At 72.1% G+C, this 24,083-nt stretch carries 22 protein-coding genes; 8 read left to right on the plus strand and 14 right to left on the minus strand.

All coding sequences use genetic code 11. The annotated features are described in order from the left end of the window. Positions 1 to 34 precede the first annotated feature (34 nt). The gene (locus ABZU43_RS25055; protein WP_355008913.1) at positions 35 to 463 is read left to right on the plus strand and encodes a globin; all 429 of its coding nucleotides are present in this window, start codon (positions 35 to 37) and stop codon (positions 461 to 463) included. A 6-nt stretch (positions 464 to 469) separates the two neighbouring features. Here the strand turns inward: ABZU43_RS25055 and ABZU43_RS25060 are convergent, their stop codons facing one another. The 4 genes from ABZU43_RS25060 to ettA form a co-directional block, all read right to left on the minus strand. Beyond that, positions 470 to 1,054 (minus strand): YbjN domain-containing protein, encoded by a 585-nt coding sequence (locus tag ABZU43_RS25060; RefSeq protein WP_355008914.1) that lies wholly within the window; start codon positions 1,052 to 1,054, stop codon positions 470 to 472. 131 nt (positions 1,055 to 1,185) lie between these two features. Then, positions 1,186 to 1,935 carry a hypothetical protein gene (locus ABZU43_RS25065; RefSeq protein ID WP_355008915.1) on the minus strand — a complete coding sequence of 250 codons (750 nt, stop codon included), beginning with the start codon at positions 1,933 to 1,935 and terminating at the stop codon, positions 1,186 to 1,188. After that, positions 1,932 to 2,378, minus strand: coding sequence for a thioesterase family protein (locus ABZU43_RS25070; protein ID WP_355008916.1), 447 nt, complete (start codon positions 2,376 to 2,378; stop codon positions 1,932 to 1,934). Before ABZU43_RS25070 ends, ABZU43_RS25065 begins: the two co-directional genes overlap by 4 nt. Positions 2,379 to 2,390: 12 nt before the next feature. Continuing rightward, the gene (gene ettA, locus ABZU43_RS25075) at positions 2,391 to 4,067 is read right to left on the minus strand and encodes an energy-dependent translational throttle protein EttA (RefSeq protein ID WP_355008917.1); all 1,677 of its coding nucleotides are present in this window, start codon (positions 4,065 to 4,067) and stop codon (positions 2,391 to 2,393) included. Positions 4,068 to 4,277: 210 nt separating this feature from the next. On the opposite strand from ettA, the gene ABZU43_RS25080 reads away from it, so the two are divergent. The 4 genes from ABZU43_RS25080 to otsB all read left to right on the plus strand — a co-directional run bounded on the left by ABZU43_RS25080 (position 4,278) and on the right by otsB (position 9,091). After that, a complete protein-coding gene (locus tag ABZU43_RS25080) occupies positions 4,278 to 4,562 on the plus strand; it encodes a hypothetical protein (RefSeq protein WP_355008918.1) in 285 nt (94 codons plus the stop codon). Then, entirely contained in the window at positions 4,555 to 4,941 is a 387-nt protein-coding gene (locus tag ABZU43_RS25085; protein ID WP_355008919.1) for a hypothetical protein, read from the plus strand. The genes ABZU43_RS25080 and ABZU43_RS25085 overlap by 8 nt, the downstream gene beginning before the upstream one ends. A gap of 143 nt (positions 4,942 to 5,084) precedes the next feature. Continuing rightward, positions 5,085 to 6,485 (plus strand): trehalose-6-phosphate synthase, encoded by a 1,401-nt coding sequence (locus tag ABZU43_RS25090; RefSeq protein WP_030333449.1) that lies wholly within the window; start codon positions 5,085 to 5,087, stop codon positions 6,483 to 6,485. Positions 6,486 to 6,526: 41 nt separating this feature from the next. Next, positions 6,527 to 9,091, plus strand: a complete 2,565-nt coding sequence (gene otsB, locus ABZU43_RS25095; RefSeq protein WP_355009004.1) for a trehalose-phosphatase — start codon at positions 6,527 to 6,529, stop codon at positions 9,089 to 9,091. 105 nt (positions 9,092 to 9,196) lie between these two features. Here otsB and cobA read toward each other — a convergent pair whose 3' ends face one another. From cobA to cobC, 3 genes are read right to left on the minus strand one after another with little or no spacing between them, the layout of a single operon-like run. Further along, the gene (cobA, locus tag ABZU43_RS25100) at positions 9,197 to 10,519 is read right to left on the minus strand and encodes a uroporphyrinogen-III C-methyltransferase (protein ID WP_355008920.1); all 1,323 of its coding nucleotides are present in this window, start codon (positions 10,517 to 10,519) and stop codon (positions 9,197 to 9,199) included. A gap of 40 nt (positions 10,520 to 10,559) precedes the next feature. Further along, complete coding sequence (gene cobT / locus ABZU43_RS25105; RefSeq protein ID WP_355008921.1) at positions 10,560 to 11,660, minus strand: nicotinate-nucleotide--dimethylbenzimidazole phosphoribosyltransferase; 1,101 nt, start codon at positions 11,658 to 11,660, stop codon at positions 10,560 to 10,562. Continuing rightward, on the minus strand, positions 11,660 to 12,745 hold the full coding sequence (gene cobC / locus ABZU43_RS25110; RefSeq protein WP_355008922.1) for an Rv2231c family pyridoxal phosphate-dependent protein CobC: 1,086 nt from the start codon (positions 12,743 to 12,745) through the stop codon (positions 11,660 to 11,662). The genes cobT and cobC overlap by 1 nt, the downstream gene beginning before the upstream one ends. Positions 12,746 to 12,866: 121 nt before the next feature. Between cobC and ABZU43_RS25115 the strand changes: the two genes are divergently transcribed. Further along, positions 12,867 to 14,996 carry a transglycosylase domain-containing protein gene (locus tag ABZU43_RS25115; protein ID WP_355008923.1) on the plus strand — a complete coding sequence of 710 codons (2,130 nt, stop codon included), beginning with the start codon at positions 12,867 to 12,869 and terminating at the stop codon, positions 14,994 to 14,996. A gap of 84 nt (positions 14,997 to 15,080) precedes the next feature. Here ABZU43_RS25115 and ABZU43_RS25120 read toward each other — a convergent pair whose 3' ends face one another. Beyond that, complete coding sequence (locus ABZU43_RS25120; protein WP_355008924.1) at positions 15,081 to 15,650, minus strand: GNAT family protein; 570 nt, start codon at positions 15,648 to 15,650, stop codon at positions 15,081 to 15,083. Next, positions 15,647 to 17,050: a cobyrinate a,c-diamide synthase gene (locus tag ABZU43_RS25125; RefSeq protein WP_355008925.1), complete on the minus strand. Its 1,404-nt coding sequence runs from the start codon at positions 17,048 to 17,050 to the stop codon at positions 15,647 to 15,649. Before ABZU43_RS25125 ends, ABZU43_RS25120 begins: the two co-directional genes overlap by 4 nt. Positions 17,051 to 17,255: 205 nt before the next feature. On the opposite strand from ABZU43_RS25125, the gene ABZU43_RS25130 reads away from it, so the two are divergent. Then, on the plus strand, positions 17,256 to 18,077 hold the full coding sequence (locus tag ABZU43_RS25130) for an SURF1 family protein (RefSeq protein ID WP_355008926.1): 822 nt from the start codon (positions 17,256 to 17,258) through the stop codon (positions 18,075 to 18,077). Between the two features lie 10 nt (positions 18,078 to 18,087). Here the strand turns inward: ABZU43_RS25130 and ABZU43_RS25135 are convergent, their stop codons facing one another. From ABZU43_RS25135 to ABZU43_RS25155, 5 genes are all read right to left on the minus strand, one after another. After that, on the minus strand, positions 18,088 to 19,680 hold the full coding sequence (locus ABZU43_RS25135) for an ATP-dependent DNA ligase (RefSeq protein WP_355008927.1): 1,593 nt from the start codon (positions 19,678 to 19,680) through the stop codon (positions 18,088 to 18,090). Between the two features lie 91 nt (positions 19,681 to 19,771). After that, positions 19,772 to 19,978, minus strand: coding sequence for a hypothetical protein (locus tag ABZU43_RS25140; RefSeq protein ID WP_030333429.1), 207 nt, complete (start codon positions 19,976 to 19,978; stop codon positions 19,772 to 19,774). Between the two features lie 77 nt (positions 19,979 to 20,055). Further along, positions 20,056 to 21,399, minus strand: coding sequence for a dipeptidase (locus ABZU43_RS25145; protein WP_355009005.1), 1,344 nt, complete (start codon positions 21,397 to 21,399; stop codon positions 20,056 to 20,058). Positions 21,400 to 21,435: 36 nt separating this feature from the next. Further along, positions 21,436 to 22,581, minus strand: a complete 1,146-nt coding sequence (locus ABZU43_RS25150) for a M48 family metallopeptidase (protein WP_355009006.1) — start codon at positions 22,579 to 22,581, stop codon at positions 21,436 to 21,438. Between the two features lie 67 nt (positions 22,582 to 22,648). Continuing rightward, a complete protein-coding gene (locus tag ABZU43_RS25155; RefSeq protein ID WP_355008928.1) occupies positions 22,649 to 23,293 on the minus strand; it encodes a hypothetical protein in 645 nt (214 codons plus the stop codon). A gap of 357 nt (positions 23,294 to 23,650) precedes the next feature. On the opposite strand from ABZU43_RS25155, the gene ABZU43_RS25160 reads away from it, so the two are divergent. Then, positions 23,651 to 24,052: a rhodanese-like domain-containing protein gene (locus ABZU43_RS25160; protein WP_355009007.1), complete on the plus strand. Its 402-nt coding sequence runs from the start codon at positions 23,651 to 23,653 to the stop codon at positions 24,050 to 24,052. The last annotated feature ends 31 nt before the right edge of the window (positions 24,053 to 24,083 follow it).

The following is a 24,083-nucleotide window of genomic DNA, read 5'->3' on the forward strand; positions in this document are numbered from 1 at the left end:
GGTCGGCACCGGACGCACCTGGCAGGATGGAACTGTGACTTCCGCAGGTGAATCCGACCGTCCCGGTGCGTCGATGACCCTCTTCGAAGCGGTCGGCGGCGAACCCACCTTCCGCAAGCTGGTCGACGAGTTCTACGCCGGGATCGCCACCGACCCCCTGCTGCGACCCATGTACCCGGAGGAGGACCTGGGCCCGGCCGCGGACCGGATGACCCTGTTCCTCATGCAGTACTGGGGCGGGCCGAACACGTACTCCGCTCAGCGGGGGCACCCTCGGCTGCGGATGCGCCACGCGCCATTTCGGATCGGAGCGGCCGAACGGGACGCCTGGCTGCGCAACATGCGCCGCGCCGTGGACCGGCTCGACCTTGAGCCGGAGATCGGCGCCACCCTCTGGGACTACCTGGAGCGGGCCGCGTACTTCATGGTCAACGTCGAGGACGACCCGGCCAACGGCGGCTGACCCAGATCAGAGCAGCGCGCCCTCGTCGTGCAGCCAGTCCACGAAGCTGGTGGCGACCGCCGCGCCGCAGTCGAGCATCTCGACCAGGAGCGCGTCGTGAGTGCCGGCACCCAGGGGCACCTGAAGCTCGGCGTAGATCGGTAGCTGACCGCGCTCGGTCGGGTCACCGATGTACGCCTTGCAGAACCGGCGGGTGTGGTTCCACTCGTTGACCACCCGGTAAGCCCGGTCGGCCCAGTCCGGCGGGACCGTGGCGTGCGGGCGTGCCCGCATGACCAGGATCTCGTCCTCCGGCCCTTCGAGGGTGACCAGCACCGCGTGCCGCTCCCACATCGCCAGCAGGTTGCCGTCGCCGTCGGCCAGGTAACGCACGTCGAGAAGATCGAGTGCGTCACAGACCCGGCGCAGACTCACCGGCTCGACGGTGGCGGGCGTATCGGTCAGCACGGGCCGCTCGTTGGACGGGCAGTCGTCCCCCGGCTGGCGAGGACTGGGCGGCCCGATCCGGACCGCGCTATCGACTGTGATCCCGCTTCGGGTTTCCGGTTCGCCGCCGTCGGCGGGACCGGGGCGCCATGACCACCACGGCATCGCTCGCGCACCTCACTCCCCAGCGGATCCAGTCGCCTACGGTGCGTTGGATCCGAGGATGGACGGTACCCGGACAGCCGGGTTGAAGCACCCCCCCAACGACCGCCCCTGACCAGAAGAATGATCCGGGGTCATCCGTTCGGACGAGCGCTCAGGGGTGTCACGGCAAGATCCGTGGCCTTCTGCAACCACGCCGCTCCGTGTGGTCCCACCAGGCCCACCCAACGACCGGCCACCCGCACCTGAACGGCGTCCCCACCCTCGCCGGCCGCCGAGCCGTGGGCGGCACCGAGGAAGCCCATCCGCACCACCCCCTGCACCAGCCGCTGCGGCACCTCGACCGGCGTGGCAGGCGTCCCGTCGGGCATCCCGTCCGGGGTGATCAACACCGCCACGTGGTCGAGCAACGCGTCACGCAGGGCCCGCTGGCCCACGGCACGGCCGGCCACACCCTGCTCGCTCGCCGTTCGCAGGGTGCCCGCCGCCGCGTCGGCGATCCGTCGCAGGTCGGCAACGGGCAGCGCCTCCACCTGGCGGCTCCGCGTCGGCGGCAGCGGCCACCGCCACTGGGCGTCCCGGCGGGTCGGCAGGCTCGCGCCGCTCCGCTCCAGTTCGGCCAGCAGCTCCGCGGCTGCCACAGTGACGTCCTCCGCGACGCCGTCGGCCGGCCCACCGGCAACCGTGCGGACCACCAGGACCTGCCACGGCAGCCGGGCCCACAGGGCGATCCGGCCCGGTGCGCCGGCCGGCCGCAGCCGGACCGGTGCGACCGGATCCAACCGGACCAGCCGGGCCAGGAAGGCCCCCGCGTCCGCCACCCCTTCGACACCGTGGGTGGGCGCCGCCGTCCGGCCCGGCTCGGCGGTGCCGGGCCGGGTCACGCCACCCCGCCCTCTGGCGCGTACGTGAGCAGGAAGTCCCGCTCCTCGCTGGTGATCCGCCGGGGCACCTGGCGGGTCAGGTCGAACGGCACCAGCACCGAGCGGGCCCGGCTGGCCAGCACCTCACCGTCGTACAGCTCGTAGGCGACGGTGAACCGGGAGGCCCGGATCTCCTCCACCCACAGCTCGATCCGCACTGTGGGGGCAGCCTCCGCGGTGGCCCGGCCGAGCGCGTAGTCGACCGGGCGCAGGTAGTCGACCTCGTGCCGGCGGATCACCACCCCGTCGGCGAACGAGCCGACGCCCCAGGCCCGGCCGCCGGCGAACATCAACGCCACCCGCGCCTCCTCGTACAGGGTGAGGAAGCGCGAGTTGTTGACGTGGCCGTACGCGTCCAGGTCGGACCAGCGCAGGGTGCAGTGGTAGACGAAGCGGTCAGACACCTTTTCGGCCGGTCAGTCGCGGGTCAGCTTGCGGTAGGTCACCCGGTGCGGTCGGGCGGCCTCCGCGCCGAGGCGGTCGATCTTGTTCTTCTCGTACGCCTCGAAGTTGCCCTCGAACCAGAACCACTTGGACGGGTCCTGGTCGTCGCCCTCCCAGGCCAGGATGTGCGTGGCGACGCGGTCCAGGAACATCCGGTCGTGGGAGATGACCACGGCGCAGCCGGGGAACTCCAGCAGGGCGTTCTCCAGGCTGGACAGCGTCTCCACGTCCAGGTCGTTCGTCGGCTCGTCGAGCAGGATGACGTTGCCGCCGATCTTCAGGGTCAGCGCCAGGTTGAGCCGGTTGCGCTCGCCGCCGGAGAGCACCTTGGTCGGCTTCTGCTGGTCCGGGCCCTTGAAGCCGAACGCGGCGATGTACGCCCGCGACGGCATCTCGACCTTGCCCACCATCAGGTAGTCCAGCCCGTCGGAGACGACCTCCCAGACGGTCTTGTCGCCGTCGAGGCCCTCACGGTTCTGGTCGACGTACGACAGCGAGACGGTGGGGCCGACCCGGACCTCGCCGCCGGTCGGCTCCTCCAGCCCGACGATGGTCTTGAACAGCGTGGTCTTGCCGACGCCGTTGGGGCCGATGATGCCGACGATGCCGTTGCGCGGCAGCGAGAACGACAGGTTGTCGATCAGCAGCCGGTCGCCGAAGCCCTTGCTGAGCTTGTTCGCCTCGATCACAGTGCTGCCCAGGCGCGGGCCCGGCGGGATCTGGATCTCCTCGAAGTCGAGCTTGCGGGTCTTCTCCGCCTCGGTGGCCATCTCGTCGTACCGGTCCAGGCGGGCCTTGGACTTGGTCTGGCGGGCCTTGGCGTTGGAGCGGACCCACTCCAGTTCCTCGGTGAGGCGCTTCTTCATCTTGGCGTCGCGGCGCCCCTCGATGGCGAGCCGGGCGGCCTTCTTCTCCAGGTAGGTGGAGTAGTTGCCCTCGTAGCCGATGGCCCGGCCACGGTCCAGCTCCAGGATCCAGCCGGCCACCTTGTCGAGGAAGTACCGGTCGTGGGTGATCGCCATGACGGTGCCGGCGTACTTCGCCAGGTGCTGCTCCAGCCAGGAGACGCTCTCCGCGTCCAGGTGGTTGGTGGGCTCGTCGAGCAACAGCAGGTCGGGTGCCTCCAGCAGCAGCTTGCAGAGCGCCACCCGGCGACGCTCTCCACCGGAGAGCTGGGTCACGTCGGCGTCCGGCGGCGGGCAGCGCAGCGCGTCCATCGCCAGTTCGAGCTTGGAGTCGACGTCCCAGGCGTCGAGGTGGTCGAGCTCCTCCTGGAGCTTGCCCATCTCCTCCATCAGCTCGTCGGAGTAGTCGGTGGCCATCTGCTCGGCGATCTTGTTGAACCGCTCCAGCTTGGCCTTGGTCTCGGCGACCGCCTCCTCGACGTTGCCGAGCACGGTCTTGGCCTCGTTGAGCGGGGGCTCCTGGGCGAGCATGCCGACGGTGTAGCCGGGCATGAGTCGGGCCTCGCCGTTGCTCGGCTTGTCCAGCCCTGCCATGATCTTGAGGAGGCTGGACTTACCGGCGCCGTTCGGACCGAGCACACCGATCTTGGCTCCCGGCAGGAAGCTCAACGTGACGTTGTCGAGCACGACCTTGTCGCCGTGCGCCTTGCGCGCCTTTTCCAGGACGTAGATGTACTGGGCCACGGTGCGGGCTACCTCCGTCGGTTGCTGTCGCTGATCGGCGGCGCGGCGCGGGCTGCGAGGACCGCCCGCCGCCGCCGGCCGGGAGCCGGCCGCGCGCACGCCATCGTCAATCCTGACAGGTACGGCGCGCTTCGCCCACATCACCCCGCCCCAGGAGTACGCGGGCGCGCCTCCTTGCCGAGCCCGGTATCACTCACTAGCGTCTTCAGTATGACCAAGAAGATCGCCATCAGCGTGCCGGATGACGTGGCGGAGCGGCTGGCCCTGGAACCCAATGTTTCCGCCTTCATCACCGACTCCGTTCGTCAGCGAATGGCCAGCGAGCACACACGGCGAGCGCTTCGACGGGTGGGCTTCCAATTGACGAACGAAGGCCTCGCCGAGGCGGGCAGGAAGCTCGACGAGGCACACGCGAAAATCACCCCGGAGCTGCGATCCAAGGCTGCCGCCCTGCTGGGCGAGGCTTCTCGTGGACGGATGACCATTCGTGACTGATGCCGGCCTCGTCCTCGACACGGGCTGCCTCCTCGCCTACTCGGAAGGCACGGAGGCGGTCGGGGAGCAGATCGCGAAAGTCGCGGACAGGGGACAACGGGTGATCATCCCGGCGCTCTGCCTGGCAGCCGCGTATCGCCAGGTGACCAGCGACGGCTGGCCGCTGCTCGACATCGTCGGCGACCTGGGACCGGTCATGGTCACGCCCGTCGAGCACGACATGTGCGCCATCCTCGGCGGCTGGTCGCGAACCCTCGGCGGCATGGACCTGGCCCAGGCTGCGATGGAGGCAGCTCGGGCGATGACGCCGATCATGACGGATCGGCGGGAACTGCTGGGTGAGGTGCTGCCCAAGGAATGGCCGATAATCGACCTCTGACCAGCGCGCTTGTCGACAAGATCACCTTTAGGGTTCGGTCGCACCGAGGCGGGTAGGAGACTCCGGCACTAGGCACAAGACGCCGCAGCTACGCTCAGTACGCTCATCGCGGTGGACCCGTCAGTACCCGGAGGTGGCCGATCGTGACCGTCCGTAGCTCCTTTGTCGTAGTGGCGAACCGTCTGCCGGTCGACGAGGTGAGCACACCCGAGGGCCGGCAGTGGCGACGCAGCCCTGGCGGGCTGGTCACCGCGCTGCACCCCGTACTCGCCGAGCACAAGGGCACCTGGGTCGGCTGGGCCGGTGGCACCGGCGCGGCTCCCGAGCCGTTCGACCTGGAGGGGATCCGGCTGCACCCGGTCCCGCTCAGCGCCGAGGAGTTGGAGCGGTACTACGAGGGCCAGTCCAATGCGACGATCTGGCCGCTCTACCACGACGCGGTGGAGACACCGGCCTACAAGCGCCGGTGGCGGGAGGCGTACCGCCTGGTCAACGCCCGGTTCGCGGAGGCCGCAGCCGACGTGGCGGCCGAGGGTGCGACGGTCTGGGTGCAGGACTACCAGCTCCAGTTGGTGCCGGCGATGCTCCGTGAGCTCCGCCCGGACCTGCGGATCGGGTTCTTCCTGCACATCCCGTTCCCGCCGATCGAGCTGTTCATGCAGATGCCGTTCCGCACCGAGATCCTGCGCGGTCTGCTCGGCGCCGACCTGGTCGGTTTCCAGCAGCGGCTGGCCGCGCAGAACTTCGTCCGGCTGGCCCGGCACCTGCTCGGGCTGCGCTACGAGGGGCAGATGATCCAGGTCGACGGTCGGCAGGTGAAGGCGGGCGCCTTCCCCATCTCGATCGACACCCAGGAGATGGAGCGGATGGCCGCCGACCCGGCGATCCAGGCCCGGGCCAAGCAGATTCGCGCCGAGCTGGGCGACCCGAAGACGATAATCCTGGGCGTGGACCGGCTGGATTACACCAAGGGCATCGAGTTGCGGCTCAAGGCCTTCCGGGAACTGCTGGCTGACGGAAAGTTGACAGTTCCCGACGCGGTCATGGTTCAGGTCGCCACACCCAGCCGCGAGCGCGTGGAGCACTACCAGGCACTACGGGTGAAGGTCGAGCGCGAGGTCGGCCGGATCAACGGCGAGTTCGGCAGGGTCGGCGTGCCGGCGGTTCATTACCTCCATCAGTCGTACAGTCGCAGTGAGCTGGCGGCGATGTACGTTGCTGCCGACGTGATGATGGTGACCCCGCTGCGAGACGGAATGAACCTCGTGGCGAAGGAATACGTAGCATCACGTGCCGACCAGGGTGGCGCGCTCGTACTCAGTGAGTTCGCCGGCGCCGCCACGGAGCTTCGCCAGGCATTTTTGTGTAACCCGCACGACCCGGACGCGGTCAAGGACGCCCTCCTCCGGGCAGTGCACGTGGAGAAAACCGAGGCGCGCCGCCGGATGCGGACAATGCAACGTCACCTGCGTACCCACGACGTGGGCCACTGGGCCAAGTCTTTCCTCTCGGAACTCGGAGTTCCCGAGGCGGAGGCCGAGTGAACACGTCCCTCAACGATGGGGCGGCAGTCGCCACCGGGGTCATGGACCCTGAGTTGCGCTCCGCCATCGGCCGGATAGCCCGGGTCCCCCAACTCCTTGTCGCCTGCGACTACGACGGCACACTGGCGCCGATCGTGGAGGACCCGAGCACTGCCGTTCCACTGCCCGAGTCAGTGGCCGCGGTCCGCGCGCTCGCCGCGCTGCCGCAGACCACGGTGGCGGTGGTCTCCGGCCGGGCGCTGCGCGACCTGGCCGCCCTCTCGCGGCTGCCCAGCGAGGTGCACCTCGTCGGCAGTCACGGCTCCGAATTCGACATCGGCTTCGTCGAGCGGCTCTCCCCCGAGCTGGTCGCCGTACGGACCAAGGTCCGCAACGCGCTGCGTGAGATCGCCGCCCAGCACCCGGGCATCCGGCTGGAACGCAAACCGGCGAGCGTCGCGATGCACACCCGTGGGGTCGACCCGCAGATCGCCGCCGCCGCCATCGAGGCGGTCCGCAACGGTCCGGCCACCTTCGACGGCGTCACGGTGACCCAGGGCAAGGAGGTCATCGAGCTCTCCGTGGTGGCCACCCACAAGGGCACCGCACTCGACCAGTTGCGGACCCAGCTCGCCTCCAGCGCGGTGCTGTTCATCGGCGACGACATCACCGACGAGAACGGGTTCGCGCACCTGCACGGTCCCGACCTCGGCATCAAGATCGGTCCCGGCGACACCGAGGCCAGCTACCGGGTGGCCGACCCGCTGGAGGCCGCCCGCGCGCTGGCCCTGCTGCTGGAGACCCGGCGGCACTGGCTGTTCGGTGAGCGGGCGGTGCCGATCGAACGGCACTCCATGCTGGCCAACGGTCGTACCGTCGCTCTGCTCACCCCCGAGGCCAAGGTGAGCTGGCTCTGTCACCCCAAGCCGGATTCGGCGGCGATCTTCGCCGACCTGGTGGGTGGCAGCCCGGCCGGTCACTTCAGCGTCGCCCCGGAACGTGGGGGCATCCCGCTGGGCCAGCGCTACCGCTCCGGCACGATGACGGTGGAGACCCGGTGGTCCGGGCTCACCGTCACCGACTGGCTGGACAAGCCGGCCCGGGAGACCACCCCCGGCGACAGCCCGGCGGTCCTCACCGGCGACTCGACCCTGGTCCGGGTGCTGACCGGCAGTGGCAAGGCCACTGTCGAGTTCGCGCCGAGGCCGGAGTTCGGCCAGGTGGCCGTCCAGTTGCAGCCGCTCGGCGACGGCCTGCTGGTGCTCGGCTCGAACGAACCGGTCGCGCTCTACGCCCCCGGCGTGCAGTGGGAGGTCGGCAACGACGGAGGGTACGAGACCGCCAAGGCGACCGTCGACCTCTCCGCCGCCGGTGGGCAGGTGGTGCTGGAGCTGCGCTTCGGCACGCACAGCCTGGAGCACCACCGGGTGCCGATCCACGAGCGGCAGGCCGCGGCCGAGCAGCCCTGGAAGGACTGGGTGGCCTCGCTGCGGTTGCCGTCCACCTCCCGCGAGCTGGTCGCGCGCAGCGCCCTCACCCTGCGCGGGCTCTGCCACGAGGCCACCGGCTCGATCCTGGCCGCGGCAACCACCTCGCTCCCCGAGGAGCTGGGCGGCGTCCGCAACTGGGACTACCGCTACTGCTGGCTGCGCGACGCGGCGCTGACCGCCCGCTCGCTCGTCGACCTGGGCTCCATCGAGGAGGCCGAGGCGTTCCTGCGCTGGGTGGACGGCTGCATCGAGCGCACCGGTGGGCACCCGGAGCGGCTGCACCCGCTCTACACGATCGACGGCTACGAGCTGGGTGCCGAAGCGGTCATCGACACGCTGCCCGGGTACGCCGGCTCCCGGCCGGTCCGGGTCGGCAACCTCGCCAACCACCAGTTGCAGCTGGACGTCTTCGGCCCGATCGCCGACCTGATCGCGGCCGTCGCCGACGCTCGCGGTTCGGTCCGCGACGACGAGTGGCGGGTCCTGGAGAACATGGTCGAGGCGGTCCGCCGCCGCTGGCACGAGCCCGACCACGGCATCTGGGAGGCCCGGCTGCCACCCCGGCACCACGTCTTCTCCAAGGTGATGTGCTGGATGACAGTCGACCGCGCGCTGCATGTGATGCGCGAGCACGGCGGCGAGGACCGGCCCGAGTGGAAGGACCTGCGCGACCGGATCGGCGCGAACGTGCTGGAGCACGGCTGGCACTCCGACGTCGAGGCGTACAGCGTCGCGTACGGGGACGAGGACATGGACGCATCGTCTCTCTGGATCGGCCTCTCCGGCCTGCTCCCGGGCGACGACCCGCGCTTCCTGTCCACCGTCCTAAGGATCGAGGCGGACCTGCGCAGCGGCCCGGTCGTCTACCGCTACCACTGGGACGACGGCCTGCCCGGCCGTGAGGGCGGCTTCCACATCTGCACGGCGTGGCTGATCGAGGCGTACCTACGCACCGGCCGCCGCACCGACGCCGAGGAGCTGTTCGCGCAGATGGTGCTGACCGCCGGCCCGACCGGGCTGCTTCCCGAGCAGTACGACCCGCTCGCCGAGCGCGGCCTGGGCAACCACCCGCAGGCGTACAGCCACCTCGGTCTGATCCGCTGCGCCCTGCTGCTGGACAACATGCTCAAGCAGTAGTCGAAGGAGAGACCACGACGGGCCGGAGCAGCGCTGCTCCGGCCCGTCGTCTGTCCCGGCTCCCGGCTCCCGGCTGCCAGCTCCCGGCGGGATGCAGCGACTCCCTCAGCCGTCGAGGGTGTTGACCACGTCGCCCACCACGACGACGGCGGGCGGCCGTACCTCGGCCGTGAGCACGTCGGCGGCCACCGCGTCGAGCGTCGACCGCAGCACCCGCTGGGTGCCCGTCGTGGCTTCCTGAACGACGGCCGCGGGGGTCTGCGGCGACCGACCGTGGGCGATCAGGGTGGCCGTGATGGCGGCGAGGTTCTTCAGCCCCATCAGGATCACCAGGGTGCCGTGCAGACCGGCGAGGGCGTCCCAGCGCACCAGCGAAGCCGGTGCGTCGGGTGCCAGGTGTCCGGAGACGACAGTGAACTCGTGCGCCACGCCCCGATGGGTGACCGGGATTCCGGCTGCGGCCGGGGCGGCGATCGAGCTGGTCACCCCGGGCACCACTGTCACCGGGACACCGGCGGCAGCGCAGGCCAACAACTCCTCGCCGCCGCGCCCGAAGACGTACGGGTCACCGCCTTTGAGCCGCACCACGAACGCGCCGGCCAGGGCCCGGTCGACCAGGATCTGGTTGATCTCCTCCTGGGCCCGGGACGGGCCGTAGGGGATCTTCGAGGCGTCCACCAGCTCGACGTCCGGGCGCAGCTCGTCCAGGAGCAGTCCGGGCACCAGCCGGTCGGCGACCACCACGTCGGCCTCGGTGAGCAGCCGCCAGCCCTTCACGGTGATCAGCTCCGGGTCCCCCGGCCCCGCCCCGACCAGCGCCACCCGCCCGACCTGCCGCCCGCCCGTCACACCGGCCTCGGTCAAACCGGCACCGAGCCCGCCAGGCGGCGCAGCAGCGGCACCGGCCTGGCCAGACGGCGCAGCAGCAGCACCGAGCCCGCCAGGCGGCGCAGCGGCGGCAGCGGCGGGCGCCAAGCGGACCGCCAGAAGGTCGCGGACGGCGTCGCGGACGGTCATCGCCCGGTGCGGGTCGCCGCCGCCGAGCACCGCCACGGTGACCGGGCCGTGCCGGGTCACGGCCGGTGTCCAGGCGGTGGCGGCCGTCCGGTCGTCGGCCCGGACGCAGAAGATCCGCCGCTCGGCGGCGACGGCGCTCACCGAAGCCGCCGCCATCGGGTCGTCGACAGCGACCTGGACCAGCCAGGCACCGTCCAGGTCCTCGGGCACGAACCGGCGCGGCACCCAGTGCAGCCGACCCGCGTCGGCCCGGGCGCGCAGCGCCGGAGTCAGCTCCGGGGCCACCAGCAGGACGTCCGCGCCGGCGTCCAGCAGCGCGGGTACGCGCCGGGTGGCGACCGCGCCGCCACCCACCACGACCACCCGCCGCCCGTGCAGCCGCAAACCCAGGGGGTACGGATTGGAGGTCACGCCGCACCACCGAGGCGGACGGCTCGTTCGCGGCGCGTGCTCACTTCTCGGCCACCCCTGCGGAGTCGAAGGTGGCCACCTCGTGCAGCACCCGGACCGCGCCGGTGACCACGGGCAACGCCAGCAGCGCGCCGGTGCCCTCACCGAGGCGCAGCCCCAGGTCGATCAGCGGGTCGAGGCCGAGGTGGCGCAACGCGACAGTGGCGCCGGGCTCGGCCGAGCGGTGGCCGGCGACCATGGCGCAGACCGCGTCCGGGGCGAACGCGGCGGCGGCGAGCGCGGCCGAGACCGCGATCACACCGTCCAGCAGCACCGGTGTGCGGCGCGCTGCGGCTCCGAGGATCAGCCCGGCCAGGGCGGCGTGCTCCAGACCACCGACGGCGGCCAGCACCCCCAGCGGGTCGGCCGGGTCGGGGGTGTGCCGGGCCAGCGCGGCCCGCACCACAGCCACCTTGCGCGCGTACGTCGGGTCGTCGACCCCGGTGCCCCGACCGGTGGTGTCGAGTGGGTCGGCGCCGGTGAACGCGGCGATGAGCACGGCGGCCGGGGTCGTGTTGCCGATGCCCATGTCCCCGGTGAGCAGGATGCCGGCACCGGCGTCGATCAGTTCGTCGGCGATCCGGATGCCGGTCCGCACCGCCGCCAGCGCCTCGTCCCGGGTCAGCGCGGCCGTCACTGTGAGGTCGTTGGTGCCCCGGCGGACGGACGAGACAACCAGCCGAGGCACGGCCGGGTCGAGCACGACCGGGTCGGCGGCCGGGTCGAGCACGGCCGGATCGGTGGGCAGCGGGGTGGCCACGCCGACGTCGACCACGGTGACCGAGGCGCCGGCCTGCCTGGCGAACGCGTTGACCACCGCTCCACCGGCCAGGAAGTTGCCGATCATCTGCGCGGTGACCTCCTGTGGCCAGGGACTGACCCCCTGGGCGTGCACCCCGTGGTCGCCCGCGAAGATCGCCACTGCGGCCGGCTCGGGCAGCGGTGGTGGGCAGACTCCGGCCAGGCCGGCGAGGCGTACCGAAAGCTCCTCCAGCGCGCCCAGCGAGCCCGCCGGCTTGGTCAGCCGGCCGTGCAGCGCCCGGGCGGCGGCCATTGCCGCTTCGTCCGCCGGGCGGATCGCCGCGATAGTGGTCTCCAGCATCATGCCTCCATGGTCTCGCGCAGCACGTCGATGAACTCGTCGGTGGTGTTTCGGTCGCGTACGGCCACCCGCAGCCAGTCGGGGCCGAGACCGGGGAACGTGTCGCCTCGGCGTACCGCCCAGCCGCGCTCGCGAAGGGCGGCCCGGATCGCTGTCGCGCCCGGCAGGTGCAGCAGGACGAACGCGCTGGCGGGACGGCCGACGACGCGTACACCGGGCAGTTCGGCGAGGCGCGCGACCAGGTGCTCGCGGTCGGCGGCGAGGTCGGCGGCGATCGCGCGTTCGGCCTGGACCGCGACGGCGCTGGCGCAGGCCGACGCGGCCGCCAGCGCGGGTGTGCTGACGGCCCAGAGCGGTTGGACGGCGGCCAGCCGGGACAGCAGCTCCGGCGCGCCGAGCAGGTAGCCGATCCGCAGCCCGGCCAGGCCCCACGTCTTGGTGAGGCTGCGCACCACGAGCAGCCCGGGCAGGTCGCGGCGTTCGGCCAGCGACTCCGGTTCGCCGGGGTGCCCTGAGGTGATGGTGGTGTCGGCGAACGCCTCGTCGACCACCAGCACCCGGCCGGGGCGGGCCAGCGCGGCCACCGCCTGGGCGGGGTGCAGCACCGAGGTCGGGTTCGTCGGGTTGCCGATCATCACGAGGTCGGCGTCGGCAGGCACCCGGGACGGGTCGAGCCGGAAGTCGTCGGCGGCGTCGAGCAGCACCCGCTCGACCGGGTGTCCGGCGGCCCGCAGCGCCGCCTCCGGCTCGGTGAACTGAGGGTGCACCACCACGGGGCGACGCACGCCGCGCAGCGCCTGGGCGATCAGCACGAACCCCTCGGCGGCGCCGGCGGTGAGCAGCACCTCGTTCGGGTGACGGCGGTGTCGGGCGGCGACCGCCGCCCGGGCCGGCGCCGGGTCCGGATAGCGGGCCAGGTCGGTCAGGGTCGCGGCGATCGGGTCGGCCAGCCAGGCGGGCGGTCGCGCCCGACGGACGTTGACGGCGAGGTCGATCAGGCCGGCGGTCGCCTCCGCGTCGCCGTGGTGGGCGAGGTCCGGCTCGACCCCGGCGGGTGGGGCGACAGCGCTCGGCTGATCAGACATGTCCGCGATCCTGCCGGGAAGGTGGCCGGTGGGACAGCCGATCTCGGGGTAAGCCGCGTCACCACTCGCCGGTTTAAGAGTTCTTCTCATGTACGAATCGGAAATGTCATAACTTGACCAGGTGAGCAACCGACCCCTTGCTGCCGCTGGTCGTCTCGTCCCTCTCCTCCGCGCCGGGCTGATCGCCGGAATCGTGATCGCCGCCGTCGCCTACCCGGTCGTCGCCCTCACCGGGCTCGGCGCGAAGGCCACCGCGCACGCCGTGGACCAGAAGACCCGGGTGCTGAAGACCGCCCTGCCCGCCGAGACCTCGTACGTCTACGGCCCGGACGGCAAGACCGTGCTGACGATGTTCTACGAGGAGTACCGGCAGTACACGAAGCTGTCGGACATGTCGCCGAACATTCAGCAGGCGATCATCGCCGCCGAGGACTCCCGCTTCTACCAGCACCACGGCGTCGACCCGAAGGGCGTGGCCCGGGCCTTCGTCTCCAACGCCCGCTCCGGCGGCTCCCAGGGCGCCTCGACACTGACCATGCAGTACGTCCGGATGGCCCTACGGGACAGCGCGACCACGCCCAAGGAGGTCCAGGAAGCCACCCAGCAGACCAGCCTGCGCAAGGTCAAGGAAATGCGGATGGCGCTGGACCTGGAGAAGGAGATCAGCAAGGAAGAAATCATGGAGCGCTACCTGAACTCGGCGTACTTCGGGCACCGCGCGTACGGCATCTACGCCGCCAGCGAGATCTTCTTCTCCAAGACCCCGAAGGACCTCACCCCGGTCGAGGCCGCCACCCTCGCCGGACTGGTCAAGTCCCCCTCGGAGTACGACCCGGCCGACTCCGACCAGAAGGAGGCCACCGGGCGGCGCAACTACGTGCTGGACCGGATGAGCCAACTCGGCTACCTCTCCCCCGACTCGGCCACCGCCGCCAAGTCCGAACCGATCCGGCTCAAGCTGACCACCCCACCGCACGACTGCGCCGCGGTGGCGGAAAAGTACAACAGCTGGGGCTTCGCCTGCGACTACCTGAAGAACTGGTGGAGCGCCCAGCCCGCGTTCGGGGCGAACCGGCTGGAACGGATGGACAACCTGCGCCGGGGCGGCTACCGCATCGTGCTCAGCATCGACCCGAAGATCCAGGAGGCCGCGGAGAAGAACGTCGGCACCAAGGAGGCCACCGGCAGCCCGTTCGCCAACGGAATCGTGGTCTCCGAGCCGGGCACCGGGCGGGTGAAGGCCATGGCGGTGAACCGGACGTACTCGCTGGACCTGGCCGAGAACCCGCAGAGCTCCAACCCGGAGGCCGGGCCGAACGTGAAGGCCAACTATCCGAACACTGTGGCACCGCTGCTCGGCGGCGGTGACCTGGCCGGCTACCAGGCCGGATCGACGTTCAAGATGTTCCCGATGCTGGCCGCGCTCGACTCGGGCATGACCCTCTCCACCTCGTTCAACGCCCCATACCGCTACCGCTCCGAGGTCTACGACGGCTGGGCGCCCTCCAACGCCAGCGGCGCCATGTCTGGTCAGCAGACCATGTGGTCCGGCTTCGGCAAGTCGGTGAACACGTACTTCGTCTGGCTGGAGGAGAAGGTCGGCGCGGACCGGGCGGTCAGGTTGGCCGAACAGCTCGGGCTGCGGTGGCGCACCGACGTCGACCGGGACCACGCGTCCCCGGACAAGGCGAAGAAGTGGGGTGCGTTCACCCTGGGCGTCTCCGACGCCACCCCGCTGGAGATGGCGAACGCGTACGCCGCCATCGCTGCCGACGGCCGCTACTGCGAGGCCATCCCCGTGCAAGCGATCATGAACCGGGACGGCACGCCCGCCACGTACGCCACAGCGGGTGGTCTGCACCGTGAGGTGGCCAAGCCGCGCTGCCGGCAGGTGGTCAGCGCGGACGCGGCACGGGCGGCCACCGACGCGGCCCGCTGCCCGACCGGCGACACCCCGGCGCGCGGCAGCTGCGGCGGCTGGTCCACCGCCGACAGCGTGCGGGGCACCGTCGGACGCCCGGTGGCCGGCAAGACCGGTACGACCGACAGCACCCGGTCGGCCTGGTTCGTGGGCTACACCCCGGAGTTGGCTGCGGCGAGCTTCATCTCCGACCCGGACAACCCGTTCAACGCGGTCGGTGACGGGCAGTCCCAGATCCCGATCAAGGCGGTTTCGGAGACCCTACGCGACGGTTTGAAGGGCACCCCGACCCGTCAGTTCACTCCACCGTCGGACGCCATCGTCGGCTGACCAGCGCGCGAGTCAGCGCAGGTCGGCGGGGCTCAGCGCAGGTCGGCGGGGCTCAGGCTCAGCGCAGGTCGGCGGGGCTCAGGCTCAGCGCAGGTCGGCGGCGACGAACGACCACAGCTCCAGATCCACCCGGCCGCCGCTGACGAACCCGGCGTTGCGCAGCAGCCCCTCGTAGCTGAACCCGGCCTTCTCGGCGACCCGGCGCGAGGCCAGGTTGCCGGGAGCCACCCGCAGCTCGACCCGCTGGAAGCCGTGCTCCAGGATCAGCGCGATGGCCACCGCGTCGACCGCCTCGGCGGCGAAGCCGAAGCCCCGCGCGTGCGCCGCCATCGCGTAGGAGATCTCGGTGAGGCGGGCGCCCCAGTCGGTGCGCCGGGTCCACAGCGAGCCCACCACCTGGTCGTCCTCCCGCCGGAGCACCGCGTAGTGGTCACCCTCTCCGCTGTCGCGCCGCTGCCGGGCCAGATCGGTGCACCAGGCCAGCCCGTCGATCGGGCCGGAGTCGCCGGGCAGCGGCAGCCAACGCCGGGTGAGCTTGTCGGCGAAGATCTCCCCGGCCGCCGCCGCGTCGGCCGCTGTGAGCTGCCGCACCTCGGTACGCGGGGTGGAGACGGTCAGCGCCGGGAATCGGCGCACCGCCACCTGACCGATCACACCGACACCTCGCCCGACTGCGCGGGCACCACCTCGCTCGTCGGATCGGCCGCCGCCGCGGCGACCAACCGGGCCGCCGTCGCCGGATGGCTCGCCCAGTGCAGCGTGAGCTGCGAGGCGTGCACGTTGCGCCAGACGAAGCCCTCGGGCGTGCCGCCGTCCCAGCTCCAGGCCGGGCGCTGACCGGCGCGGGGGGTGAGCACCGCGCGGTGTGCCTTGTGCCCGACCAGCACCGTGCCGGTGGCGGCGACGACGCTGTCGGTCTGGGCGGTCGCCTCCCGGTAGCCGGCCACCACCCCGTCGCGGCTGACGCCCACCGCGTCCAGGACACCGCACATCGGCAACCCGTCCAGCTCCCGGGCCAGCCAGAGCAGCCCGGCGCCCTCGGCGATCACCGGACGCCCGGTCCGCGCCAACTCCGCCACCGCGATGCAGAGCCGCCGGTTGGCCGACAACTGCTCGGCGTACGCCTCGGGCAGCGCGCCGCCGACGACCAGCGCGCGGGTGCCGACCGGCAGCGCCTCGTCGCGCAGCGGGTCGACGACGACGACCTCGGCGCCGGCGGCCCGGAGCAACTCGGTGGTCTCCGGGTGGCTGAAACTGCCGCCCGGCCCACCGGCCACCGCCACCAGTGGGCGGTTCGCCGGGGGTGTGAACGTGCCGAGGGCCTCCTCGGGAGACCAGGCCGGCGTCGGCAGCGGCGGGGCGGAGCGGGCCAGCCCGAGCAGCCGTTCCAGGTCGACGGTGGCGGCGACGGCCTCGCCCAGCCGGCGGACCGCACGGACGGCGTCGGCCGAACCCTCGACCACCGGGGCCACGCCGTGTCGCCGCGACGGCAGCACCGCCGGCAGGTCCTGTCGACGCAGCGCGCCGTAGACCGGCACCCCCACGTCGTCCAACGCCTCGCGCAGCATCCCCTCGTGCCGCGACGACGCCACCCGGTTGAGGATCACCCCGCCGAGCCACAGCTGCTCGTCGTACGAGCGGAAACCGTGCACCAGGGCCGCCACCGACTGGCCCATCGCGGCCACGTCGACAACGAGCACCACCGGGCTGCGCAACGCGGCGGCCGCAGCGGCAGTGGACTCCTGCTCGGGACGGCCACCGACCGAGTCGTACAGGCCCATGCTGCCCTGCACCACGGCCAGCCCGGCACCGGCGGCACCGTGCGCCACCAGCGGGGCGAGCCGGTCGAGGCCGACCAGTCGGGGGTCGATCACCCGACCCGGCCGGCCGGAGGCGAGACCGAGATAGGCGGCGTCGACGTGGTCCGGCCCGAGCTTGAACCCGGCGACGTCGACCCCTCGCTCGGCCAGGGCGGCTAGCAGCCCGATCGCCAGCGCGTTCTTACCGTGCCCGGAGGACGGCGCGCTGAGCACCAGGCGCGGCACGACGGTCATCATCGACTCCTCGCGAGCGGCGGCGGGTACGCGACGGGACGACCAAGGCCGATCCGTCGGCGTGACGATACCCGCCCGGCTGGAGGCGCGAGCACCGCCAACCGGGGTGCCTGGCCCGGCCCTGGCCGGACGCCCGGTCGCCGGTCCCGGCCCATCCGGCCCGGTCCAGGTCAGTGGCGCCGGTCATACGAGTAGCCTCGGTGCCGTGTACCGGTTCCTGCTGAGCCCACGCTGGCTGGGCGCTCTCGCGCTGACCCTGGTCGCGGCCGCCGTCATGGTGTTCCTCGGCAACTGGCAGCTCGACCGCTACCGAGGGCGCACCGAGGTCAATGAGCGGATCGACGCGGGCCAGCGAATGGCTCCGGTGCCGCTCACCGACGCGCTGCGCGCTCCCGCCGGGGGCGCGGGGACGGCCGGTCCGGCGCCCGCCGAGGACAAGGTCTGGACCCGGGTCACCGTCACCGGCCGGTACGACCCCACGAACTCCGTGCTGGTCCGTGGCCGCACGGTGGACAGCCGGGTCGGTTTCGAGGTGCTCACCCCGTTGGTGCTCGCCGACGGCACGGCGGTGCTGGTGGACCGGGGCTGGATCCCGCCGGCGCCCGGTGGGGCGACCGCCCAGCCGTCGGTGCCCTCCGTGCCGACCGGCGACGTGACTGTGGTCGGCCGGGTGCACGAGACCGAGAGCGGCGCCGGCGCGGTGGCTCGACGCGACGGGCTGCTGGAGATCCGGCGGATCGGGGTGTCGCGGCTGGCTGGCCAGCTTCCGTACCCGGTCTACGGCGCTTACGTGCTGCTCGACGAGCAGACCCCGGCAGCCGATCCGGTGTTCAAGGCGGTGCCGGTCGGGCACGCCAACAACTGGCAGAACTTCGGCTACGTCGTGCAGTGGTGGCTGTTCGCGGTGATGGCGCTGTTCGGCTACGGCTGGGTGGCCCGTCGGGAGGCCCGCCGGGCCGCCGGAATCGGCACCACCCCGGCTCCGCTGGACCGGGCCGCCGAACCGACGCCGACCGCTTCCGCCTGACCTCGCCCGGTCAGCCGGTGACGCGGCCGGCGTGGATGGCCCGCACCGCGTCGATGGTGTCCGCCTCCGCTGCGGACTTGTCGTCGCGATAGCGCACCACCCGGGCGAACCGCAGCGCCATCCCACCGGGATAGCGCGAACTCGTCTGCACCCCGTCGAAGGCGATCTCCACCACCTGCTCGGGCCGGACCCGGACCACCCAGTCGCCGCGTTCCACGGCGAGGTCGAGAAACCGTTCGGTCTGCCACCGCAGCAGCTCGTCGGTGAGCCCCTTGAAGGTCTTGCCGAGCATCACGAAGTCACCGGTGCGCGCGTCACGCGCACCCAGATGAAGGTTGGACAACCAGCCCTTGCGTCGGCCGCTGCCCCACTCGACGGCGAGCACCACCAGGTCGAGGGTGTGCCGTGGTTTCACCTTGACCCAGGCGGCACCGCGCCGGCCGGCGTCGTAGGGGGCGTCCGGCGCCTTGACCACAACGCCCTCCTGCCCGGCGTCGAGCGCGACGGCGAACGCGGCGGCGGCCTGCTCCGGGCCGTCGACCTCCATCCGACCGACAAGCAGCGACGAATCCACCGAACCGGCGAGGGCGGCCCACCGCTCCCGGCCGGGACTGTCGATCAGATCCTGGCCGTCGAGGTGCAGCAGGTCGAAGAAGTACGGGGTGAGCACCGTGGCGCCCGTGCTGGCAGCCGCCGCGAGCACCGCCGGAGCGACAGGTGTGCGCCCGGTGGTGCTGGGGGTGGTGCGTCGGGCGGCCCGGCTCGACGTCTGCTGGAACGGCAGTGGGCGGCCGGTCTCGTCCAGGCCGATCGCCTCGCCATCGAGGACCAACTCCCGGCCCGGCAGGGCACGGACCGCCGCGACCACCTCGGGCACCCGGGTGGTGATCTCGTCGAGGCTGCGGGTGAACACGGCAATGTCGGTGCCGGAGCGGTGCACCTGGATGCGGATGCCGTCGAGCTTCACGTCGACCACCGCCGGCGTGCCGGTCGCGGCGAGCGCCTCGTCGACCGAGGGGGCGCTCTGCGCGAGCATCGGCGCCAGCGGGCGGCCGACCTGTAGACCGAAGCCGGCCAACTCGGCGGCCCCTCCGGCCAGCGCGGCCACCGCCACCGCCCGGAGATCACCGGCGAGCAGCAGCGCCCGGCGGACCACCGCGACCGGCACCTCGGCGGCCCGCGCCACCGCGTCCGCGAGGAGGCCGGCCTGGGCGCCCTGCCGTAGCTCGCCACTGAACAGGCCGGTGAGCAGCCGCTGCTCGTCTGCCGTCGCCGCCGCGTAGAGGGCGCCGAGCAGCGCCCGACGCCGAGCCTGTGAGCCCGAGCCGTGCACCGCGGCGAGCTGCGCGATGGCCGCGTCCACGCCGGCCACAGTCAACGTCGGCTCGGCGGCCGGCGGCGGCAGGTCACGCAGACTCGCGTAACCGACGCCGGTCTGCCGTTGGCGCAGCTCACCGGCGAGATAGCCGGCGCCGGGCTCGACCTCGCCGGGGTCGAGCCGGCGCAGCGCGTCAGCGAGCAGCTCCACCTTGGCGCGCCGGCCGCTGGTGGCGCCGACGGCGGCGGAAGTGGCTGCCAGATCGAGGAACCGCACGCAGCTCATCCTGCCAGTCACCTCCGACACCGCCCGGGCATTGCCGTGCCCGGGCGGTGTCGGCAGGGTGCCGCCCACTCACTGGACGACGGATCAGGGCCTAGGCGGAGACGGGTTCCTCGATGCGCAACCCCCGGGCGCGGACCTCGCCGGCGACCCGGGAGAGCACCGAGTCGAGGGCGACCAGTGCGGCGGAGAGCTCACCGAGCTGTTCGTTGAGCGTGTCCTCGGACCACGCGGAGACATCGACATCTCCCAGCGCGCTGACAGCGGCCCCCAACCGGGCCATCACCTCGTTCGTACTCATGTACGAAAGGCTATAACAGCTGACCATCCGACACGCCGTAAACTCCCAGATCAGGCCCAAAGTTGCCGTTCTGATGCCTAACTGCTCACCGCCGCCACGTTGCGCAGGAGCAGTGCCTCGGCCAGGCAGACCCGGGCGAACTCACCCAGGTGCAGACTCTCGTTCGGGCCGTGCGCGCGGGCGTGTGGGTCCTCCACGCCGGTCACCAGGATCGCCGCCTTCGGGAACATCTCCTGGAAGGTGGCGATGAACGGAATCGAGCCGCCAACGCCGATGTCCACCGGGTCGGTGCCGTCCCAGGCGGTCCGGAAGGCCGAACGGGCGGCGTCGAACATCGGCCCGGACGCGTCGATCACGCACGGGTCACCGTCGTGTTCGAAGGTGACGGTCACCTGTGCACCCCACGGCGCGTGCTGCTCCAGGTGCGCGCGCACCGCCGCGTACGCCCGCTTGGGGTCGTCGCCCGGGGCGAGGCGGATGCTGAGCTTCGCCTTCGCGGCCGGGACCAGAGCGTTCGGCGCCTCGCCGGTGGACGGCGCGTCGACACCGAGAATGGCCAGCGCCGGCTTGGTCCAGAGTCGGTCGGTGATCCAGCCGGTGCCGATGAACTGCACGCCCTCGGCGAGCCCGGCCTCGGCCCGGACCCGGTCCTCCGGGTAGTCGACGGTGGCTCCCTCCCGGCCGACCAGGCCGTCCACGGCCACGTCACCGGCGTCGTCGTGCAGCGTCGCCAACAGCCGGACCAGCGCGGTGAGCGCGTCCGGCACGGCGCCGCCGAACATGCCGCTGTGCACCGCGTGGTCCAGCGTGCGTACCTCGACGAAGCAGTTGACGATGCCCCGCAGCGAGGTGGTCAACGCCGGCACGCCGATGTCCCAGTTACCGGAGTCGGCGATCACGATGACGTCCGAGGTGATCGCGTCGCGGTGCTCGGCCAGCAGTTGCTCTAGCGAGTCGGAGCCGTACTCCTCCTCGCCCTCGATGAAGAGGACCACGCCGACCGGCAGCGCGTCACCGTACGCGCGCAGCGCCGCCACGTGCGCCATGATGCCGGCCTTGTCGTCGGCCGCGCCCCGGGCGTAGAGCCGGCCGTCCCGTTCCACCGGCTCGAACGGGTCGGACTCCCACAGCGACCGGTCGCCGACCGGCTGGACGTCGTGGTGGGCGTAGAGCAGCACGGTGGGCGCGCCGGGCGGGGCGGCCCGACGGCCGATCACCGCCGGCTGGCCGCCGGATCGCACGATGTCGACGTCCAGGCCACAGCCGCGCAGCAGCTCGGCGACCGCCTCGGCGGAGCGTTCCACGTGTGAGTGGTCGAAGCCCTCGAAGGCGATGCCGGGGATGCGGACGAGTCGTTCCAGGTCCGCCCGGACGCCGGGCATCTCCCGCTCGACGGCGGCCCGTACCTCGGACTCGGTCATGATCGGTGAGGTCATGACCGGCATCGTATGCCGGCCTTACCGGGGTGTGCCGGCGGAGCCCGTACCGTCACCGCTGTCCGCGGGGCCGGCGCCGGCCCGCGCGCCCGGGGCGGCCCGCCCGGCGCGGTGTGCGCGGCCCGCCGCCTCGGTGGCGGCATCCATCCAGGAACGCGCCCGACCGGCGGTGCCGCCCACCCACTCGCCGACGTCGCTCGCGCCGTCGCCGAGCCGGCGCAGCAACCCGACCAGTGGGTCGGTCGACCGGCTGAACTCCTCCCGGTACGACTCGGCAGCAGCCTTGATCTCCTCCGACACGCTTGTCGAGCTGTCGTCCTCGCGGCGCGGATAGTCCCTCGCCAGCACCCGCCCGTACGCCCCGGAGTCGATCCACTGGCGCAGCGACGCCGCCCGTGCCACCGGCACCGGGTGGGTGCTCCACGCGGTCATCCGGATCTTGTGCAGGCTGTCGCGCAGATCGCCGCCACCGGCGTACTCGGCGGCCTGCTCCAGGAAGGCCGTGGTGTCGACCTGGGACAGGTCACCGCCGCCGGCGAGCTTCATCAGAAGCCGCAGCGCGGCGGCCGGGTCCTGCCCGGCGAGCAAGCCGGCCCGGTCGGCGGAGAGCTCCGCCTTACGCCACCACTCGAGCATCGCCGCGATGATGGCGCGCAGCGCGATCGCGCCGACCGGCAACCAGCTCAGGTTGGCCGCCCACCGGGTGAGGATCATGAGCATGGTCTTGTAGACCGCGTGCCCGCTGCCCACGTGGCCCAACTCGTGGCCGAGCAGGCAGCGCAGTTCGTCCTCGTCGAACTGCTGCACGCAGGCGGAGTTCAGCACGATGAACGGCCGCTCCAGCCCGACCGCCTCGGCGCCCAACCAGGGCGACTGGGTCACGTACAGCTCGGGCAGTTCGGCCACGTCGAGCGCCGCCGCGGCCTCGGTGTAGCGCTGCCACACCGCCGGATACTGCCGGTGGTCGACCCGGATGCCGGAGGCCAGCACGGACAGCCGGAAACCCCGCTCGTTCCACATCCCGAAGAACGCCCGCACCACGTCGTCGAAACCGCGCAGCTCCCGCAGCGCGACCAGGGCACCCCGGTCGGCCGGGTGCTCCCAGGCCCGCGAGCTGATGCCGGTGAGGGTGATCCGACGCCGCGCTGGCGCGTCCGCTGCCGTCATGGTGGCTCCCCGTTCGCCGTAGCTCTCCGCATCGTGCCGCAGACCGTGGCCCACGTCCATGCCCCGCTCATCGCAGCCGCACGTAGTACCGGTCCGCGTCGTACGGCAGTGTCGGCGCGCCGTCCACCACCAGGTCGGCGTGGGTCGCGGTCTCATCGACGGCGAAGTGCGCCCGCTCGCCGTCATGCCAGCGGCGCAGCTCGGGCAGGATCTCCGGCCCGTCCCGGGCCACCGCGCGAGCCAGCCGCAGCGACGCGGGCGCGGTGACGAACACGGCCAGCGTCAGCTCCGGCCGGACGACCGCCCGAGCGGCGCTGACCCCCTCGACCACCAGCACCGGAGCCACCGGAACCGGAACCGGCCGGGGCAGGAAACACCGCCGGACCCAGCTGTACCGCCGGTAGGCACCCGGCTCACCGATACGCAGCGGGGCGAGCACCCCCTCGTCGAGCCGGGGCCAGAAGGTGACCTGGTCGTCCCACCCGTCGAGCAGGTCGTCGGTGTGCACCACCGGCGGTCGGCCGCCGAGCGGTCCCGCCAGGGCATCCGCGAGCTGCGCGGCGAACCGGCTCTTACCCGCGCCACTCGGCCCGTCGACCGCGACCAGCCGGGTCCGCCCCAACCGCGCCGGGCCCGCGAGCACCCGACGAGCCAGTTCGGCGTACGCCTCGACAACCGCCACGGTCGGCAGGCCAGTCTCCGGGTTCAGCACAGCCTCCGAGTGCAGCGCGGCGTGGCCAGGCGCGACCTGGCGAGACGCGACTTGGCCTGGCCCGACCTCGCGTGGCCCATGACCCGAAGTATGCCGCGACGGCCGCTGACCACGGTGATCGACTCGGCTTCCTTGAAGTCGCGGTATCCCTGTCGGCCGGACACCGCGACTTCATTGAAGCCGAGTCGATCATGCCCGGTGGGGCGGCGTGGTGGGTCACCCTGACACGTCCGGCTGACCGCCCCGGCCGGCCACCGTCACGTCCGGGGGAATTGGGGCGGCGACGGGTGACGGGCGGCCCGTTCGCCGCCCGGGGTGCCACCGAATCGGCATGATCGGGTGGTGCTCCGAGACGTGATGAGCCCCGGTATAGACGCCCTACTCGAACAGGCCCGTGCCGGGCTGCACCGACTGACTCCGCAGCAGACCGTCGAGGCGGTCCGCGGCGGCGCGTTGCTGGTCGACACCCGTACCGAACTGCAGCGCCGCGAACAGGGCGACCTGCCGGGCGCGGTCGTCGTCGACCGGACCGTACTGGAGTGGCGCCTCGATCCGGCCAGCGCCTGGCGGATCCCGGAAGCCACCGGGTACGACCGGGAGATCATCCTGGTGTGCCGACAGGGTTACAGCTCCAGCCTGGCCGCCGCCAGCCTGCAGACCCTCGGGCTGCGCCGGGCCACCGACATGATCGGCGGCGTGGACGCCTGGCTCGCCGCCGGCCTGCCCACCACCGACCGTCCCGCCGACATCCGCCCTTAACCCCGAACCGAACCCTCTGCCCCAAACCCCG

The sequence above is a fragment of the Micromonospora sp. NPDC005205 genome, assembly GCF_040608275.1.
In the GTDB taxonomy this organism is placed as follows: Bacteria; Actinomycetota; Actinomycetes; order Mycobacteriales; family Micromonosporaceae; genus Micromonospora.